This is a genomic window from Streptomyces hokutonensis (assembly GCF_000376565.1).
GTDB classification, from domain to species: domain Bacteria; phylum Actinomycetota; class Actinomycetes; order Streptomycetales; family Streptomycetaceae; genus Streptomyces; species Streptomyces hokutonensis.
This window is the reverse complement of sequence record NZ_BARG01000015.1, coordinates 1-15079: the sequence shown is the minus strand read 5'-3', so window position 1 is coordinate 15079 and position 15079 is coordinate 1. Positions and strand designations below refer to the sequence as shown.

Genomic DNA, 15079 nt, shown 5'->3' with positions numbered 1-15079 from the left:
ACGGGCCGCCGCGCGGCCCGTGCCGCGCGACGGCCGGGGCCTCTCCTGTGGGGGGTGGCGGCCCCGGCCGTTGCCGCGACGGCGGCCGCTGCGACGCGGCGACGCACACTTCCCGGCATCTCTGCCGGCTTCTACCACGAACCCGAACGAGCGCTCCTCGCCGATGCGGCGGAGGCGGTCTCGAAGCGGCACCCGATAACGATCCGGTCGCCGTCCGGCGAGGTCTCGGGAGAACGACGACCCGGTGGAATCCGGCAGCGGCGGGGGCTCCTGAAGGCCCAGCCTGCGGCGCCGGGGACCCCGGTCCCCCGGTACGGTCAACACCCCTTACGCAGCAGGCGTGTTAACTCCGTGAAACCCGATGGAGTGGCCTCCGGTACGCACGGTTGACGGTGATAGCATTCCGCCGTCTGCGACCTTGATCCACTTTTGTTCGGGCCTCGAGCCCGAACGCGGTCATCTCTCCGCGTAGATCAGTCATGCAGTCCCCTGGACGGGTTGCGGATCCTTGCAAGGCGTACCCCCGATGACGCCTGCGTGCCACGCGCCGGGAAAGGTTTCCATGACTCAAGACGTGCTTCTTTGGTGCCTGGTTGCGATAGCGGTGACAGCCGTAGCCGCAGTCGTGGCGCTCGTGCTCCGCAGCAGAGCCCTGGGGAGGAGGAAGAGGGAGTCCGAGGCCGCGCTGGAGGCGCGGCTGCGCTACGCGCAGGGTGAACTCGACCGCGCCCAGGCCGCCTTGACCACGCTGCGGGACGAGCAGGACGGTGTCATCCGGGAGGCGGAGCAGGCCGCCGAGGAGAACACCAAGTCGGTCCTCAAGGGCGCCGCCCGCTTCCTGCAGAGCCTCGCGGCCGAGCAGACCACGCTGCTGGACGGGGTCCAGCGCGAGTACGGCGGCCACGCGGTCCTCTCCGACCTGATGGACATCACCCACGCCAACGCCCAGATGGCCCGGAAGGCGCAGGGCATCGCCGTGATGTGCGGCGCGCCGCTGGGCCGCCGCAACCAGCCCGCCAGCGTCTACGACGTCGTCCGCAGCGCGCAGAGCCAGATCCGCAACTTCCAGCGGGTCGAGATCATGCAGCCCAGCGGTATCGCGCTGAAGGCCTCGGCCGTCGCGCCGGTCGCCCTGGCCGTGGCCGAACTCCTCGACAACGCGGCCAGCTTCTCCCAGGCGGACGCCCCGATCGAGGTCACCTTCCGCCAGGCGCAGAAGAACCTGTGCATCGTCATCGACGACGCGGGCGTCGGCATGGGCGACGAGGACCGGCAGCGGGCGAGCGCGCTGCTGTCCGGCGAGGGTCTGCCCCGGCTGTCCCAGCTGGGCACGCAGCCGAAGTTCGGTTTCCCCGTCATCGGTCTGATCGCCCGTCAGCACGGCTTCACGGTGGATGTCACCGGTGTCTCCCGGTACGGCGGCGTACGGGCCGTCGTACTCCTGCCCGAGGAGCTGTGGACCATGGAGGAGACCCTGCCGCCGGCCACCGAGGCGCCCGTGAGCACCATCCGGCCGATGGAGACCGGACGGTCGGCGCGTACGGCGGGCGGTCTGCCGAAGCGTGGTTCCCGTATCTCGCCCACCGGTGTCACCACCGGCGGGGAGCAGGCGCCCCGGCGCAGTGCCCGGCGCGGCACCGGCAGCCTGGCGGCCCTGCAGCGCGGCACGCAGTCCGCGCGCGACACGGCCTCCTTCGACATTCCGACGCCCGGAGGGTCCGAAAACGCATGAGTACAGCAGACCTGTCCTGGATGGTCCAGGACATCGTGGACAACGTGCCCAGAGCACGGCACGCCGTGGTGCTGTCCGCGGACGGCGTCCCGCGCGGGTCCACGGACGACCTGTCCGGCCAGGACGTGCGGACCATCTCCGCGGCCATGGCGGGGATGCAGTCGCTCAGCCGGGCCACCGCCCACTTCGCCGGACTGGCCCCGAGCCGGAACTGGATCCAGACGGTCATCGAGTTCCAGCACGGCTGGGTGTTCCTGATCGGGGCCGGGCAGGGCGCCTACCTGGCCGCCGCCGCGGAGCCCGACGTCGACATGGAGCAGCTCTCGTTCCGGATGAACCGGCTGGTCTCCCGGCTGGGCAACAACCTGACGGTTCCGGCGCGGGTGGCCGGAAGCGAGGTGGCCCACCCCGGGGACGGCGCCGGGGCACAGCCGGACGGCGGGGGCGGCGGGGTCTTCCTGCTCGCGGAGCTGGACAAGGCGGTGGCGTCGGTGCCGGGCGCGCTGCACGCGCTGCTGCTGGGCGCGGACGGGCTGCCGCGCGGGGCGAGTTCGGGGATCGGCAGGAATCTCGCGGACACCATCTCGGCGGCCATGACCGGCATCCACGCCTACAGCCGGGCGACCGCGCCGTTCGCGGGCGGGCAGCAGGACGACGAGTGGATGCAGACGGTCATCGAGTTCGAGCACGGCTGGGTGTTCCTGATCGCGGCCGGCGAGGGCGCCTTCCTCGCGGCGGCGGCCGAACACGGCTGTGACATCGAGGAGTTCACCGTACGGCTGGGCGACACGATGCCGGCGCTGACCGCCGGGTCGGCGGCCCGGGGAGGAAGGACCGGCGATGAGTGACGAACTGGACAGCGAGCTGGAGCTGACGGCTCCATTAGTCCCACTCTTCGTCATCGCGCAGGGTCGCGCGCTGCCACGGGAGAGCGAGTACGAGCACACCACGATCATCACGGCCCAGGACGGTGCCGTGGCGGCGGCGCGGACGCTCGCCCCGGAAGCCCGTACGGTCCTGGATCTGATCGCGGACGGCTTCCTCTCGGTGGCCGAGGTCGCGGCCCACACCCGGCTGCCGCTGGGCATCGTCCGCATTCTGCTGGCGCAGATGGCCGAGGACGGCCTGATCCATGTGCGCAATCCGGTGCCCCATGCCGAACGCCATGATCCCGTCCTGCTGACCGCCGTGCTCGACGGCCTGATGCGAATTCGAACCGGAGCGTAGTCCCGTGTATCTGGATCCCGACGTCTCCCGCTCCGTGAAGATCCTGGTCGTGGGCCACTTCGCGGTCGGGAAGACCACGTACATCGGAAGTGTCTCCGAGATAGAACCGCTGCAGACCGAGGAGGAGATCACCGAGGCCAGCGAGGGGATCGACGATCTCTCCGAGACCCCGGACAAGACGACCACGACCGTGGCGATGGACTTCGGGCGGCTCACCCTCGACGAGGACCTGGTCCTCTACATCTTCGGAACCCCCGGGCAGGAGCGGTTCAAGCAGATGTGGGAGGGGCTGTCCCGGGGCGCGCTGGGGGCGCTGGTCCTGGCGGACCCCGAGCGGCTGGAGGAGACGTTCCCCGTCCTCGACCTGGTCGAGGCGTTCGGTCTGCCCTATGTCATCGGCGTCAACACCTTCGAGGGGAAGCACCAGTTCCCGCTCGACGAGGTGTGCGAGGCGCTCAACATCTCCGAGGACACCCCGGTCATCCACTGCGACGTGCGTGACCAGGACTCCTCGATGCAGGCACTCATCACGCTCGTGAAGCACCTCTTGTCCTCACTCGGCTAGGAGCCAGCATGCAACAGCCCTTCGAGCCGTCCGGGGCACCGGCCGGCTGCCCCGCGCACGGCAACGTCCCGCTGTACGGGGCCGACTTCGGCTCCGACCCCGAGAACATGTACGCCCAGCTGCGCACGCTGGGGCCGAGCGCCCCGGTCGACATCGCGCCGGACGTCGAGGTCGAGCTGGTGACCAGTTACGACGCCAGTCTCTACATCCTGCAGAACCCGACCCTGTTCGTGCGGGACTCGCGCCGCTGGAACGCCCTGAACGACGGGGCGATACCGGCGGACAGCCCGGCGCTGCCGATGATGGGCTACCGGCCCAACGCCCTGTTCAGCGACGGCGCGGCGCACGCCCGGCTGCGGCAGGCCGTCACGGACAGTCTCGCGACCGTCGACCAGAGCCGGATCGTCCGGCTGACGCAGCAGTCGGCCGACTACCTGATCAGCCAGTTCAGCTCCGAGGCCCTGGGCCAGGCGGAGTTGATGTCCGCCTACGCGCAGCCGCTGCCGCTGCTGGTCTTCGGTGAGCTGTTCGGCTGCCCGCCCGAGCTCGGCGACCGGGTGATCGCCGGGATCACCGGGATCTTCCAGGGCACCCCGGGTGCCGACGAGACCCTGGGCGGCGCGCTCGCCGAGCTGATCGCGCTGAAGCGCCGGCAGCCCGGCGAGGACCTCACCACCCGGCTGATGGTGCACTCCTCCCGGCTGACCGACGAGGAGGTGCTGCACCAGCTGGTGACCCTGCTCTCCGGCGGGACCGCGCCGCTGACGGCCTCGATCGGCACCAGTGCCGCGCTGTACCTCAGCGACGACTGGCCGAGCGGTCTGCCGGTCGAGGACGCGGTCGTCAAGACGCTGTGGAACTACGCGCCGATCGCCAACTACGCGGCCCACTACCCCACCCAGGACGTCGAGTTGGGCGAGCGGACGCTGCACGCGGGCGACCCGGTCCTGATCTCCTTCGCCGCCGCCAACAACGACCCCAAGCTGACCGCGCACCGCGAACAGCTCAGCTCCAAGGCCCATCTGGCCTTCGGCGCGGGGCCGCACGCGTGCCCGGCCAAGGACCCGGCGTTCATGATCGCGGCCACGGCCGTCGAGTCGCTGCTCAACCGGCTGCCCGACGTCGAGATGCGGGTCCCCTTCAAGGAGCTCGCCTGGGTGCCGGCGCCGTGGAGCCGCCAGCTGGTGACCGTGCCGATCCGCTACACCCCCCGTACGGTGCCGTCCGCGGCCAAGCCCCGCCCGGCGCGGCCGGCTCCCGCCCAGGTCGCGCCGTCGCCCGCCGCCATGCCGCAGCAGGCCGGGTTCAGCCGGCCGTCGCACGCCGCTCCCAAGCCCAAGGGCGGGATGTTCAGCCGCTTCCGCGCCTGGGTGAATGGCGAGTGACGTAAGTAACCCTACGAAAACACTGTGTTATTGGATGATTCAAACACCCCACGGGTACGGATGGCGGCTGGCAGAAAGGAGCCACCATCGTGGGAAGCGTCACGACTCAGTCCACGGACCGTCGGGCCACCATCTCCCTGTTCTCCCGTCTTCGCACGGCTGAGGGACAGGCCGATCCCTTCCCCATCTACGCAGAACTCAGGGCGCGCGGCACCGTCAGCCCCGCGCCCTGGGGCGGTCACCTCGTGACCGGCTACGGCACCTGCGACCAGGTACTGCGCAACGGCGTGTGGATCGAACCGGACACCACCTGGCGGGAACAACAGGGGGCGCGCACTCGCTGGAGCGCCCCCTCCGCACGGGAGATCAGCCGGACGATGCCCGCGCTCAACCCTCCGGAGCACACGCGGGTGCGCCGGTCGGCGGGCTCCTTCGACCGCACCACCATCGAACAGATCGGCCGCCGGGTGAGCCAGGTCGTCGACCGGCTGCTCGACACTCTGCACGAGCGCCTGCACGCGGGAGAGGCCGACTTCTCGGCACTGGTCAGCGAGGAACTCCCGGTCGCCACCATCGGCGACTGGCTCGGGCTCCCCAGCGCGGACTGGCCCCGGCTGCGTGAACTCACCCACGACCTGGTCTTCACCCAGGAACTGCTCCCGAACGCCAGCCAGTTGGCCCGTTCCGACGCCGCCATGGTGGAACTGCGCGCCTACTTCCTGGAGTTGATCCGCGACCGCCGCGCACACCCCGGGGACGACCCCGTCTCCCGGTGGATCAGCACCTGGGACGAGCTCGAACCGGACCGGGACAAGGCCGACGAAGCCGTCTACTTCCTCGCCCTGTTCGTCCTGCTGGCCGCCCTGGAGACGACCTCGACACTGCTGTCGACGACGACGCTCCTGCTGGTCGAGGACCCCGACCGCTGGAGTCTGCTCGCCGAACACCCGGACCTGGTCCCCGGGTTCGTGGAGGAGACCCTGCGCTACGACCCTCCCACCCACGTCATCAGCCGGGTCGCCGCCGAGGACTGTCTCCTGGAGGGCACCGAGGTCAAGGCCGGGGAGATGGCCCACCTCATGGTGGGCGCCGCCCATCGCGACCCCGCCCGGTTCACCGACCCCGGCTCCTTCGCGCCCCGGCGCAAGGCGACCCATCTGGCCTTCAGTGGAGGCATCCACTACTGCCTGGGCGCACCACTGGCCCGGCTGGAGGCACAGACCCTGCTCAGCCGTATGATCGCCCGTCTGCCGAGACTCACCCTGGTCCGCCGCCCCGTGCAGGCACCCCGGGTGGCGTTCAGGCGACTTCTGAACCTGGACGTTTCACTGACATGAACCCGCCAATAACCTCCGGTACCGCTGTGCACGCCCCCGCGTCGGAGCCCGTGGACGACGCGGAGACCGCACCTCCCGCCGGCCCCGTGAGCCTCACCCGGACCGGTTCCGTCCTCCACGCACGGCTCAACCCCTCCGCTCAGGACGACGACGTCCTGAGCTCCGCCGTCCTGGACGCGCTCATCGCCGTACTCGACGGCCTCCACGAACAGCCCGACGTCCAGATCCTGGTGCTCTCCTCCCTCGGCGAGGACTTCTGCCTGGGAGCGGACCGCCGGGAGTACCAGGACGCCCTGGCCGGCGATCCGACCGGGACCACGCTGCGGCGCCTCGCGGACAAGGCCCACCGGCTGTGCCAGGCGCTGGAGAACACCCACGCCGTCACCATCGCCCGGCTCCACGGCCGGGTCATCGGAGCGGGTCTCGCGCTCGCCGCCCACTGCGATCTGCGCGCGGGGGCGGACACCTGCCGCTTCCGCATGCCGGAGATCGGCCTCGGACTCGCCCCCGCGTGGGGCGGAGCCATGGGACGTCTGATCACGGAGGCCGGCGCCGCCCGGATCCGCGAACTCATGCTCACCTGCGACGAGTTCGACGCCCCCACCGCCCACCACCTCGGGCTCCTGCACAAGGTCGCCCCCCTCGACCAGCTGGACGACGCCGTCACAGCCTGGACCAGACCCCTCGCCCGGCGCTCCCCCCAGGCGCTCGTCCTCACCAAACGCATGCTCGCCGGCTACGCGAAAGCCGCCCGCACCAGCGACACCGCCCTCCTCGACTCCCACCTCCTCGCCGCGCAACTCGCCCAACCGCGCTGAGTGTTACGCCCGTGCCGTCCGGGGGTGGGCCCGCCCCCGGACGGCACGGGCTTCCGTGTCAGGTCGTGTCCGCAGAGTCCCGCCGTCCGCCCGGATCCCTCAAGGCAGTGGGGAAGCGTGCCGGGCGTCGCGGGGCCGGGGGTACCCCCGCCGGGGAGGGACTTCGCGGACACGGCCCAGGCCCGGTGTCCCGGCCACCGGACCACCGCGCGTGCCGGGTGCGGTCGGTGCGGGATACACGTGGGTCATGCCTGCCAACAGTGAACGTCGCTCGTCGGCCCCCGTCGTGTTCACCGGAGTCCGTCTCGTCGACGGCACCGGAGGCCCGCCCGTCGAGTCGGCGGCGGTGGTCGTGGAGGACGGCAGATTCACCTACGCCGGGCCGGAGCACGCGAGGCCCGAGCCAGGCGGGGCCACGGTCGTCGACTGCGGCGGACGCACCCTGCTGCCGGGGTTCTTCGACTGCCATCTGCACTTCCTCATGGACAGCAACGCCGACTTCACCGGCAGGCTGCTGACCAACCGGCCCACGGTCACCGTCTTCGAACGGGCCCGCCGGATGCGCGAGACCCTGCACGCCGGAATCACCACAGCTCGCGACCTCGGTGGCATCGACGCCGGGTACCGCGACGCCGTCGCGCTCGGCCTGATCGAGGGACCCCGGCTGCATGTCGCGCTGCGGCTGATGAGCCACACCGGCGGACACGCCGACTTCAGCATGCCCAGCGGCTACGACCCCTCTGCCCTCCTCGAGCCGTTCAGCGAGCTGGCCGACGATCCCGGCCAAGTGCGGCTGGCGACACGGCGGTTGCTGCGCGACGGCGCGGACGTCATCAAGGTCTGCGCGACCGGGGGCGTCAACAGCCCGAGCGACCAGCCCGAGGACGAGGGCCTGACCGTGGAGGAGATCGCGACGGTCGTGGACGAGACCCAGCGGCACCGCGGCCGGCCGGTCGCCGCGCACGCGCAGGGCACGGTGGGCATCAAGAACGCCCTGCGCGGCGGGGTGACCAGCGTCGAGCACGGCTACCTCATCGACGACGAAGGCATCGATCTGATGCTGGAGAAGGGCGCGTTCCTGGTCCCGACGCTGTCGACCTTCCATGTCGAGCGCGACCGCTTCACGCTCGCCGCCTACGAGAAGAAGGCCCGGCTCGCGGAGGCGGCGACGACCCGGCTGAGCGAGGCGGTACGGCGCGGGGTGAAGGTGGCACTCGGCACGGACGCGGGCGCGGTTCCCCACGGGCGGAACCTCCAAGAGCTCGGCCACCTGGTGCAGTTGGGGCTGTCCCCACTGGACGCCATCCGCGCGGGAACCCTGGCCTCCGCCCAACTCCTCGGCCTGGACGAGTCGTTGGGCACGGTCGAGGTCGGCAAGACCGCCGACGTAGTGGTGTGCGAGGGCGACCCCGTCGCCGACATCGGCCTGCTCGGGGATCCGGCGAACGTGGTGCTGGTCATGCAGGAGGGCCGGATCGTCAAGCGGGGCAGGGTAGTTGACGAAGCGGTTCCAGGGCCTGTCCGGCGGATCAAGTCGCAGGAAACCAGCGGCGACTGATCGACGCCGGTGAGCGGGGCGTGGTACGTCCAGCTGCGCGGCGGAGGAGACGTTGAGATCAGCGGCTCCTCCGCCGCGGGCGACGCGGTGGGGGCACCTCCCGGCCGAAGGCTGGGGGACGTCGGCAACCGAGGACAACTCCGCTGGGGCCCCACGCCTTCAGGGCAGCGGGCGAGCACGTGCACGCCCCGCGTCTGCGGCGTGATCCGCCGGACAGGCCCTGGCCACGGTGGCCGGGCTCACGCGGATCCGGGGCGCCAGTCGTCCTCGCGCCGGGGGCTGGTCGCTCGGTCGCCGGAATCCCTGGCCAGGCGGAACGCGGCGACCGCCCGCCGCTCCGCCTCGTCGTCCACGACGACATCGCGCAGCGCGGCGCCCAGCAGGGCCGGGAAGCCGTCGCCGTTCCGCTGCTCAGCCATGTCCGTGTCCATCCGTCGCCGAACCGTCGTCCGACTCCCCCAGCGTCCTGGTGCCGGCATCCGTCACACCCTCCGCGGCGAGTTCGCGGGCCAGCCGCTTCAGCCCACGGTAGGCCGCGGTGCGTACCGCGCCGGGGCGTTTGCCCAGGACCCGGGCGGCGGCCGGCCCGTCGAGGCCCACGACGACGCGGAGCAGGACCGCCTCCGCCTGGTCGCGGGGCAGGCCGCGCACCAGGTCGAGGGCGTGTTCGGTGGAGAGGGACTCCAGTGCCTGGTCATGGGTGCTGTGCGGACCGGGGAGTTCGAACACGTCCTGTTCGAGGGTCGCCGACCGGGGCCGCACCCGCTGTCTGCGCAGATGGTCCAGCGCCCGGTGCCGTGCGATGGTCGCCGTCCAGCCCCGGAAGCCCGCCCCGTCTCCCCGGAAACGGCCGAGATCGCGGGCGATCTCCAGCCAGGCGTCGGCCGCCACGTCCTCGGCCTCGTCGCCGACGAGCCCGCGCAGATATCCGAGCAGCCCGGGCTGCACGATCCGGTACGCGACCGCGAAAGCGCCGTCGTCGCCCTCCTGGGCGCGCGCGACAGCGGCACCCAGTTCCCCGTCGTGCGCGTGCCCGCGGCGGGGCTCGCCTGTCTGGCCCAAGGACTGTCCTCGTCCGTACGCGAAGAATCCGTACCGGGCGCGGCGGTCCCCCGCACCCCCCATCGCCATCAGCGCCGGACCTCACAGAAGTGTCACAGCGTCCCCGCCGCGGGGTACGGCTCGTCGATCCCGTCGCCCTAAAGCGTTGTGTCCACCGGCTGTTGGGGCGTCTCCGCCGCCACCGCGCCCGGTGAGGACACCCGGTCCGTGTTCACCAGGACACCCGCGATGAGCGCGGCCAGCAGGAGGGAGCCCATCGCCCACCAGGTGGCGACGTTGAAGCCGTGCACCGCGGCCTTGGCCTCGAGGAGCCGCTTGTCGACGCCGGGGCCCGCGTGGGCGGTGGCGTAGCGCGTGGTGACCGTGGCGGCGATCGTGTTGAGGAGGGCCGTACCGATCGAACCGCCCACCTGCTGGGCGGTGTTGAAGGTGGCGGAGGCGGCGCCGGAGTCGCGCGGGGCGACGCCTCCGGTGGCCAGGGACACCGAGGTCATCATCGCCGTACCCATGCCGAGGCCGAGCATCAGCATGCCGGGCAGGATGTACGTGGCGTACGCGGGCTCCACCCCGACCTGGGCGATCAGCGCGAGCGCGCCCGCCGCGATCAGCAGGCCCGGGACCATCAGGGTGCGCGGCGGGACCCGGTACACCAGCCGGGCGGCGATCTGCGTGGAGCCGGTGATCATGCCGACGGTGATGGGGAGATAGGCGACGCCCGTCTTGACCGGCGAATAGCCGAGGACGCGCTGCATGTAGTAGGTGAGGAAGAGGAACACGCCGAACATGCCGATGGTGACGAACAGGATGGTGAGGAACGCCCCGATCCGCTGGCGGTCCTTCACCACCGTCATCGGCAGCAGCGGAACCCGTGCCCGGGTCTGCCAGAACCCGAACGCGAGGAGCAGCACGACACCGGCGGCGAGCAGACCGAGGACCAGTCCGTCACCCCAACTCCTCGACTCCGCCTCGGAGAAGCCGTAGACGAGGGTGAGCATGCCGCCCGAGCCGAGGAGCGCGCCCGGGATGTCGAGGTGGGCCTCCGGGTGCCGGGAGCTGTCGCTGAGCAGCACCCAGGCGCCGGCGAACGCGACCAGCGCGATGGGCACGTTGACGTAGAGGCACCAGCGCCAGTCCAGGTACTGGGTGAGGAAACCGCCCGCGAGGAGACCGACTGCCGCGCCTGCGCCGACGATCGCGCCGAACACGCCGAAGGCCTTGCCGCGGTCCTTCGGGTCGGTGAACGTCGTGGTCAGCAGCGACAGCGCGGAGGGGGCGAGGAGCGCGGCGAAGACTCCTTGCAGGGCCCGGGCGCCGAACAGCATGCCCTGGTTGGCGGCGGCACCGCCGAGCGCGGACGCGGCGGCGAAGCCGATCAGGCCGATCATGAAGGTGTTCTTGCGTCCGGCGAGGTCCGCGATCCGGCCGCCGAGCAGCAGCAGTCCGCCGAAGGCGAGGGTGTAGGCGGTGATGACCCACTGCCGGTTCCCGTCCGACATCCCCAGGTCGGTCTGGGCGGACGGCAGTGCGATGTTGACGATGGTCATGTCGAGGACGACCATCAACTGCGCGAGCGCGATGACGACCAGCGCCCACCAACGACGGTTCTCGGCCATGTGCCCTCCCCGGTCCGGCAGTTGCTCTCATCGTCCTCCCGGACCTCCCCCTTGGGGAACGCAGGCGTCTCTTATTACGCCAATTTTGCAGAGTTCGGCACCCCGGAGCGACCGCCGAACTCCCCTACCCCGGTACGCCGTTCACCGCGTCCCGGCACAGCAGCCGCAGCGACCCGTGCCCGCCGAAACACCGCCGCGCCTCGTCGACGGGGTCCCACAGGCGCCCGTCCGGAGTACGCAGCCAGTGCTCACCGCCGGTCGCCCACCACTCGGCACCGGTCTGCCGCGCGATCACCTCGCCGGCGTACGCCCCGAATCCGCGCAACTCGCTCTCCACGGCGGCGTACGGCGCGCCCTCCCGCCGTATCTCCTCGATCATCCGGTCGACGCGCCACAGGCTCCGCGCCGAGTAGTCGAGGCGCACCCGGGCACCCTCGCGCATCATCGCCACCGAGTCCGCGGCCCACCGCACGGGCTGCGCGGCGGCCCTGGGGCGCGACCGCTCTCTCATCCGCTCTGTCACCACACCAGGAGAAGCACGGCCGGGCGCTCTTCCGGCACCACGATCCGGACATTCCCCCGGACCGGCGCAGGACCGCCCCATCCTCACCGCACGACGCTCACAGACCGAGACTCCCGGCCCCGGTCACGCCCGTCCGCGGGCCCGGCGCGACACCACCGCGCGCAGTACCCGGCGGCCCTCCGTCGACACGGCCAGGACCTGGCGGAGTCCGCCGGGGGCGGGGCCGGAGAGGAGTTCGAGCACGGTGATCTGGCGGCGCAGTTCGGCGGCGACGAGCGGCGAGACCCCGTCCGTACGGCCGGCCCGGCGCGCGTCGACCGGGGAGCCGTCGTCGGCGGGGTCGAGGAGCTGGTGGATCCGCAGAGAGGCAATGGAGCAGATGTCGGCCCACTCGCGTACGGAGGGGTCGGCCAGGTTGTCCGGGGCGGTGTCGAGCATCCGCCGGGCGAACGGCGCGGCCAGGTCCTCACCGGGTTCCTCGAAGAGCGCGGGCAGTTCACCGCGCGCCTTCTCCAGCCGCTCGCCCCACTCCTCCCCCACCGCGCCGTCCGCGAGGCCGGCCCACAACGGCCGCAGCACCTCGTCACCACCGCCCAGCAGCGGCACACACCGATCCAAACAAGCCAGCCCACTGACGGCCAGCGACCGTTCGTCGGCCCGAGCGATCAGTTCCAGCAGACTCATCCGAACCTCCCTCGGCGGGGCCCCTCCCCTTTGGGGCCCGCGTCTCCCCTGACTGCGTGCTCCACCCCGGGAGTGTCACACGGGACGACCTCGGGCAGGCCGGGAAAACGGAAGAAGAGATTTTCGGCCAACGGGACGAGGACCGCCCCGCCCGCTCAACCCACCTTGTCCGCAAGCGACTTGAACTGGGTCCAGGTCAGCGGCGGTGTCCCCGGGTCCCACAGTTTCTGGACGGTGGCGCGCAACGGCATCCGGATGCCGGCCGCGACCTGGGCCTGGGTCTGCGAGTTGGCGAGGTCGCACCAGACCGCGAAGGAGCCGCCGAGGATCTGGGCGTCGTACTTCGCGGGGACGGCCTGCGTCCCGCGCAGCACCCGCGGGTTCCACTGCTCGTAGATCCGCCGCCCGGTCGGATAGACGAAGGTCTGCGGCTCACCGAGGACGTAATACAGGTACTCGTCGTTGTAGTTGAGGACCTTGCGCCCCGCGCTCAGATAGGCGACGGGCTGCCGGGCGCCGATCTCCTTGCCCGTCCAGTACGCCACTTGGAGATCCTTGGCGGCCTGTACGGACGTCCCCGCGAAGAAGCCGTCGTTCCACACCCGCATCGTCCGGTCGTGGCCCCGGACCGTGTCGGCACGGTCGTTGAGCCAGCCGGTGGTGAGGTCGGCGACGGTGCCGCCGGAGCCGTAGGCCTTCGTCGCGGCGGCGGCCAACTGCGGGAAGGACGCCTGGGGGTTGGCGACGGTCAGCGCCTGGTACTCGTCGCCGCCTAGGTGCCACTGGTCGCCGGGGAACAACCCCGCGTACTCGTCGAGGAGTTCGTCGACGATCGCGGCGGACGCGTCCTTCGAGATGTCGATGGCGCCGCGCCTGGCGACACCGGACACGTTGCGCAGTTGGAGATCGGGGTGCGCGGCGATCACCGCGCCCAGGTGCCCCGGCGAGTCGATCTCGGGTACGACGGTGATGTGGCGAGCGGCGGCGAGATCGACGATCGTCTTCACCTGGGCCTTGGTGAGGTGGTCCTTCGACACGACCTCGGGATGGGTCGTGGACTCGATCCTGAAGCCCTGGTCGTCGGAGAAGTGCAGGCCCAGCTCGTTGAACTTCAGGTCGCCCAACTCCCGTACCCGGTCCTCGATCCAGGACGCGGTGAACGGCTTGCGCGCGATGTCCAGCATGAACCCGCGCCGAGGCTTGGCCGGTTGGTCGTGGACGACACCCTCCGGCGCCGAACCGCCGCCGTGCACCTCCTGCTTGAGCGTCCGGGTGCCGTAGAACACCCCCGCGTCCGAGGGCCCGCTGATGGTGACCCGCCCGCCGCGCACGGTCATCGCGTACGACTCCGGGTTCGCGCCCTCGTCGTCGTTCAGCGCCAGTCGTACGTCCCCGGCGCGCACGTCGCTCGCCTCGCCCGCGTACGTCAGCCCCAGCTCACCGGCGATCAGCCGCCCCTCGTCGACGAGGTCGGCGTCGTCGACGACGACCCGTTCCCCCTTGGCGGGGCGCCAGCCGGGGCCGCGCGCGGGGGTGTGCGAGCGCACGGCGGGAATCGTGCGGGGCGTCCGCGACAGCGGATAGACGCGGGTGGGGCTCGGAGTGGGAGTGGACGCGGGGGTGCGCGAGTTCGCGGCGCGTGAGGAGGTGGAGTCGGAGGGGCTCAGCGCGGCGCCGACCGGGCTCCCGTCGTCCCCGGACGACGCCCACAGCCCGAGGCCGACCCCGCCCGCCACCACGGCAGTGGCCGCGGCGACCGCGATCAGCCCCGGCTTCTGCTTCCACTTCACCTGCTTCGCCGACGAGCGGCGCCTGTGCTGGCTCACGGCGCCAACCTACGGCCCCGGGCGGACCGCGAGTGTCCACCACACGTTCCGAAACTCTCCCGTCCGGGTGAAATTCGGGCATCCAACGGACACGTCATGACCACTCCCGATAACGTGGTGACGCACCTCTCACAGCACCTTTCACCGCATCCCCTGCCGCACCTTCCGTGACGCGAGGATCCACACTGCCTTCGCACCGCCTTCCCCACCTTCCCGGCCGACTGGCCATACCGGCGCTGCCCGAGCAGTCCCGCACCTCGCCGTCCCCGAATTCACTGGCGACCTTCAACACGGCCCCGCCCGAGGACGCCCGCCACACCCTCCTCACCTGCCTCCACAGCCACCGCTGGTCCCACCGCCTCACCGCCCACCGCCCCTACCCCGACCTCGACGCGCTACTCGCGGCGTCCGACGAGGCGGCGTACGACCTCACGGCGGGGGACCTGGCGGAGGCGCTGGCGGGCGAATCACTGCCGGTCCTGCCGGACGACACGTACGAGGCGGCCCACATGGCTCTCGACGCCGCCCACGCGGCGTACGAGGCCCGCTTCGGCCACGTGTTCGTCATCTGCCCGGACGGAATCGCCCCGGACGAGGTCCTGGACCACGTACTGGCAGGAATCCGGTCACGACTGACGAACGATCCGGAGGAGGAACGGGTGGTGGTGGCGGAGGAACTCCGACGCCTGGCAAGAGGCCGGCTAGCCGAGGTCTTTGGTTTTTAGGGGCGCGGGGCTGTGTCCATTTGC

At 71.3% G+C, this 15079-nt stretch carries 15 protein-coding genes; 9 read left to right on the top strand and 6 right to left on the bottom strand.

Annotated features, from left to right (window positions below):
- The first annotated feature begins 625 nt into the window (after positions 1–625).
- The 8 genes from SSP08S_RS07150 to SSP08S_RS07115 all read left to right on the top strand — a co-directional run bounded on the left by SSP08S_RS07150 (position 626) and on the right by SSP08S_RS07115 (position 8622).
- On the top strand, positions 626–1732 hold the full coding sequence (locus SSP08S_RS07150; protein ID WP_019066892.1) for an ATP-binding protein: 1107 nt from the start codon (positions 626–628) through the stop codon (positions 1730–1732).
- 20 nt (positions 1733–1752) lie between these two features.
- Positions 1753–2580: a roadblock/LC7 domain-containing protein gene (locus tag SSP08S_RS07145; RefSeq protein WP_019066891.1), complete on the top strand. Its 828-nt coding sequence runs from the start codon at positions 1753–1755 to the stop codon at positions 2578–2580.
- Positions 2573–2959 carry a DUF742 domain-containing protein gene (locus SSP08S_RS07140; RefSeq protein ID WP_019066890.1) on the top strand — a complete coding sequence of 129 codons (387 nt, stop codon included), beginning with the start codon at positions 2573–2575 and terminating at the stop codon, positions 2957–2959. Before SSP08S_RS07145 ends, SSP08S_RS07140 begins: the two co-directional genes overlap by 8 nt.
- 4 nt (positions 2960–2963) lie before the next feature.
- The gene (locus tag SSP08S_RS07135) at positions 2964–3524 is read left to right on the top strand and encodes a GTP-binding protein (protein WP_019066889.1); all 561 of its coding nucleotides are present in this window, start codon (positions 2964–2966) and stop codon (positions 3522–3524) included.
- Positions 3525–3532: 8 nt separating this feature from the next.
- Positions 3533–4909 (top strand): cytochrome P450 family protein, encoded by a 1377-nt coding sequence (locus SSP08S_RS07130; protein WP_019066888.1) that lies wholly within the window; start codon positions 3533–3535, stop codon positions 4907–4909.
- 89 nt (positions 4910–4998) lie between these two features.
- Positions 4999–6246: a cytochrome P450 gene (locus tag SSP08S_RS07125; protein ID WP_019066887.1), complete on the top strand. Its 1248-nt coding sequence runs from the start codon at positions 4999–5001 to the stop codon at positions 6244–6246.
- On the top strand, positions 6243–7064 hold the full coding sequence (locus SSP08S_RS07120; protein ID WP_078532362.1) for an enoyl-CoA hydratase/isomerase family protein: 822 nt from the start codon (positions 6243–6245) through the stop codon (positions 7062–7064). The genes SSP08S_RS07125 and SSP08S_RS07120 overlap by 4 nt, the downstream gene beginning before the upstream one ends.
- A 247-nt stretch (positions 7065–7311) precedes the next feature.
- Entirely contained in the window at positions 7312–8622 is a 1311-nt protein-coding gene (locus tag SSP08S_RS07115; protein ID WP_051105862.1) for an amidohydrolase family protein, read from the top strand.
- A 239-nt stretch (positions 8623–8861) separates the two neighbouring features.
- Here the strand turns inward: SSP08S_RS07115 and SSP08S_RS07110 are convergent, their stop codons facing one another.
- From SSP08S_RS07110 to SSP08S_RS07085, 6 genes are all read right to left on the bottom strand, one after another.
- Positions 8862–9041, bottom strand: coding sequence for a hypothetical protein (locus tag SSP08S_RS07110; RefSeq protein WP_245607839.1), 180 nt, complete (start codon positions 9039–9041; stop codon positions 8862–8864).
- Positions 9034–9684, bottom strand: coding sequence for an RNA polymerase sigma factor (locus SSP08S_RS54915; protein WP_051105865.1), 651 nt, complete (start codon positions 9682–9684; stop codon positions 9034–9036). Before SSP08S_RS54915 ends, SSP08S_RS07110 begins: the two co-directional genes overlap by 8 nt.
- 137 nt (positions 9685–9821) lie before the next feature.
- Complete coding sequence (locus SSP08S_RS07100; RefSeq protein ID WP_019066882.1) at positions 9822–11297, bottom strand: MFS transporter; 1476 nt, start codon at positions 11295–11297, stop codon at positions 9822–9824.
- Positions 11298–11421: 124 nt separating this feature from the next.
- Positions 11422–11808 carry a hypothetical protein gene (locus SSP08S_RS07095; protein WP_078532363.1) on the bottom strand — a complete coding sequence of 129 codons (387 nt, stop codon included), beginning with the start codon at positions 11806–11808 and terminating at the stop codon, positions 11422–11424.
- A gap of 135 nt (positions 11809–11943) precedes the next feature.
- Positions 11944–12504: a hypothetical protein gene (locus SSP08S_RS07090; protein WP_019066880.1), complete on the bottom strand. Its 561-nt coding sequence runs from the start codon at positions 12502–12504 to the stop codon at positions 11944–11946.
- A 155-nt stretch (positions 12505–12659) separates the two neighbouring features.
- Positions 12660–14294, bottom strand: a complete 1635-nt coding sequence (locus SSP08S_RS07085) for a beta-N-acetylhexosaminidase (RefSeq protein WP_019066879.1) — start codon at positions 14292–14294, stop codon at positions 12660–12662.
- Between the two features lie 203 nt (positions 14295–14497).
- Here SSP08S_RS07085 and SSP08S_RS07080 point away from each other — a divergent pair, with 203 nt between their 5' ends.
- Positions 14498–15055 carry a 2-oxo-4-hydroxy-4-carboxy-5-ureidoimidazoline decarboxylase gene (locus SSP08S_RS07080; RefSeq protein ID WP_019066878.1) on the top strand — a complete coding sequence of 186 codons (558 nt, stop codon included), beginning with the start codon at positions 14498–14500 and terminating at the stop codon, positions 15053–15055.
- The last annotated feature ends 24 nt before the right edge of the window (positions 15056–15079 follow it).

What these genes read in the sequence shown, in the direction of transcription:
- SSP08S_RS07145 (WP_019066891.1), top strand. Translation starts at nt 1,753, where the DNA reads ATGGTCCAGGACATCGTGGACAACGTGCCCAGAGCACGGCACGCCGTG.
- SSP08S_RS07140 (WP_019066890.1), top strand. Translation starts at nt 2,573, where the DNA reads ATGAGTGACGAACTGGACAGCGAGCTGGAGCTGACGGCTCCATTAGTC.
- SSP08S_RS07130 (WP_019066888.1), top strand. Translation starts at nt 3,533, where the DNA reads ATGCAACAGCCCTTCGAGCCGTCCGGGGCACCGGCCGGCTGCCCCGCG.
- SSP08S_RS07120 (WP_078532362.1), top strand. Translation starts at nt 6,243, where the DNA reads ATGAACCCGCCAATAACCTCCGGTACCGCTGTGCACGCCCCCGCGTCG.
- SSP08S_RS07115 (WP_051105862.1), top strand. Translation starts at nt 7,312, where the DNA reads ATGCCTGCCAACAGTGAACGTCGCTCGTCGGCCCCCGTCGTGTTCACC.
- SSP08S_RS07110 (WP_245607839.1), bottom strand. Translation starts at nt 9,041, where the DNA reads ATGGCTGAGCAGCGGAACGGCGACGGCTTCCCGGCCCTGCTGGGCGCC.
- SSP08S_RS07100 (WP_019066882.1), bottom strand. Translation starts at nt 11,297, where the DNA reads ATGGCCGAGAACCGTCGTTGGTGGGCGCTGGTCGTCATCGCGCTCGCG.
- SSP08S_RS07095 (WP_078532363.1), bottom strand. Translation starts at nt 11,808, where the DNA reads ATGAGAGAGCGGTCGCGCCCCAGGGCCGCCGCGCAGCCCGTGCGGTGG.
- SSP08S_RS07090 (WP_019066880.1), bottom strand. Translation starts at nt 12,504, where the DNA reads ATGAGTCTGCTGGAACTGATCGCTCGGGCCGACGAACGGTCGCTGGCC.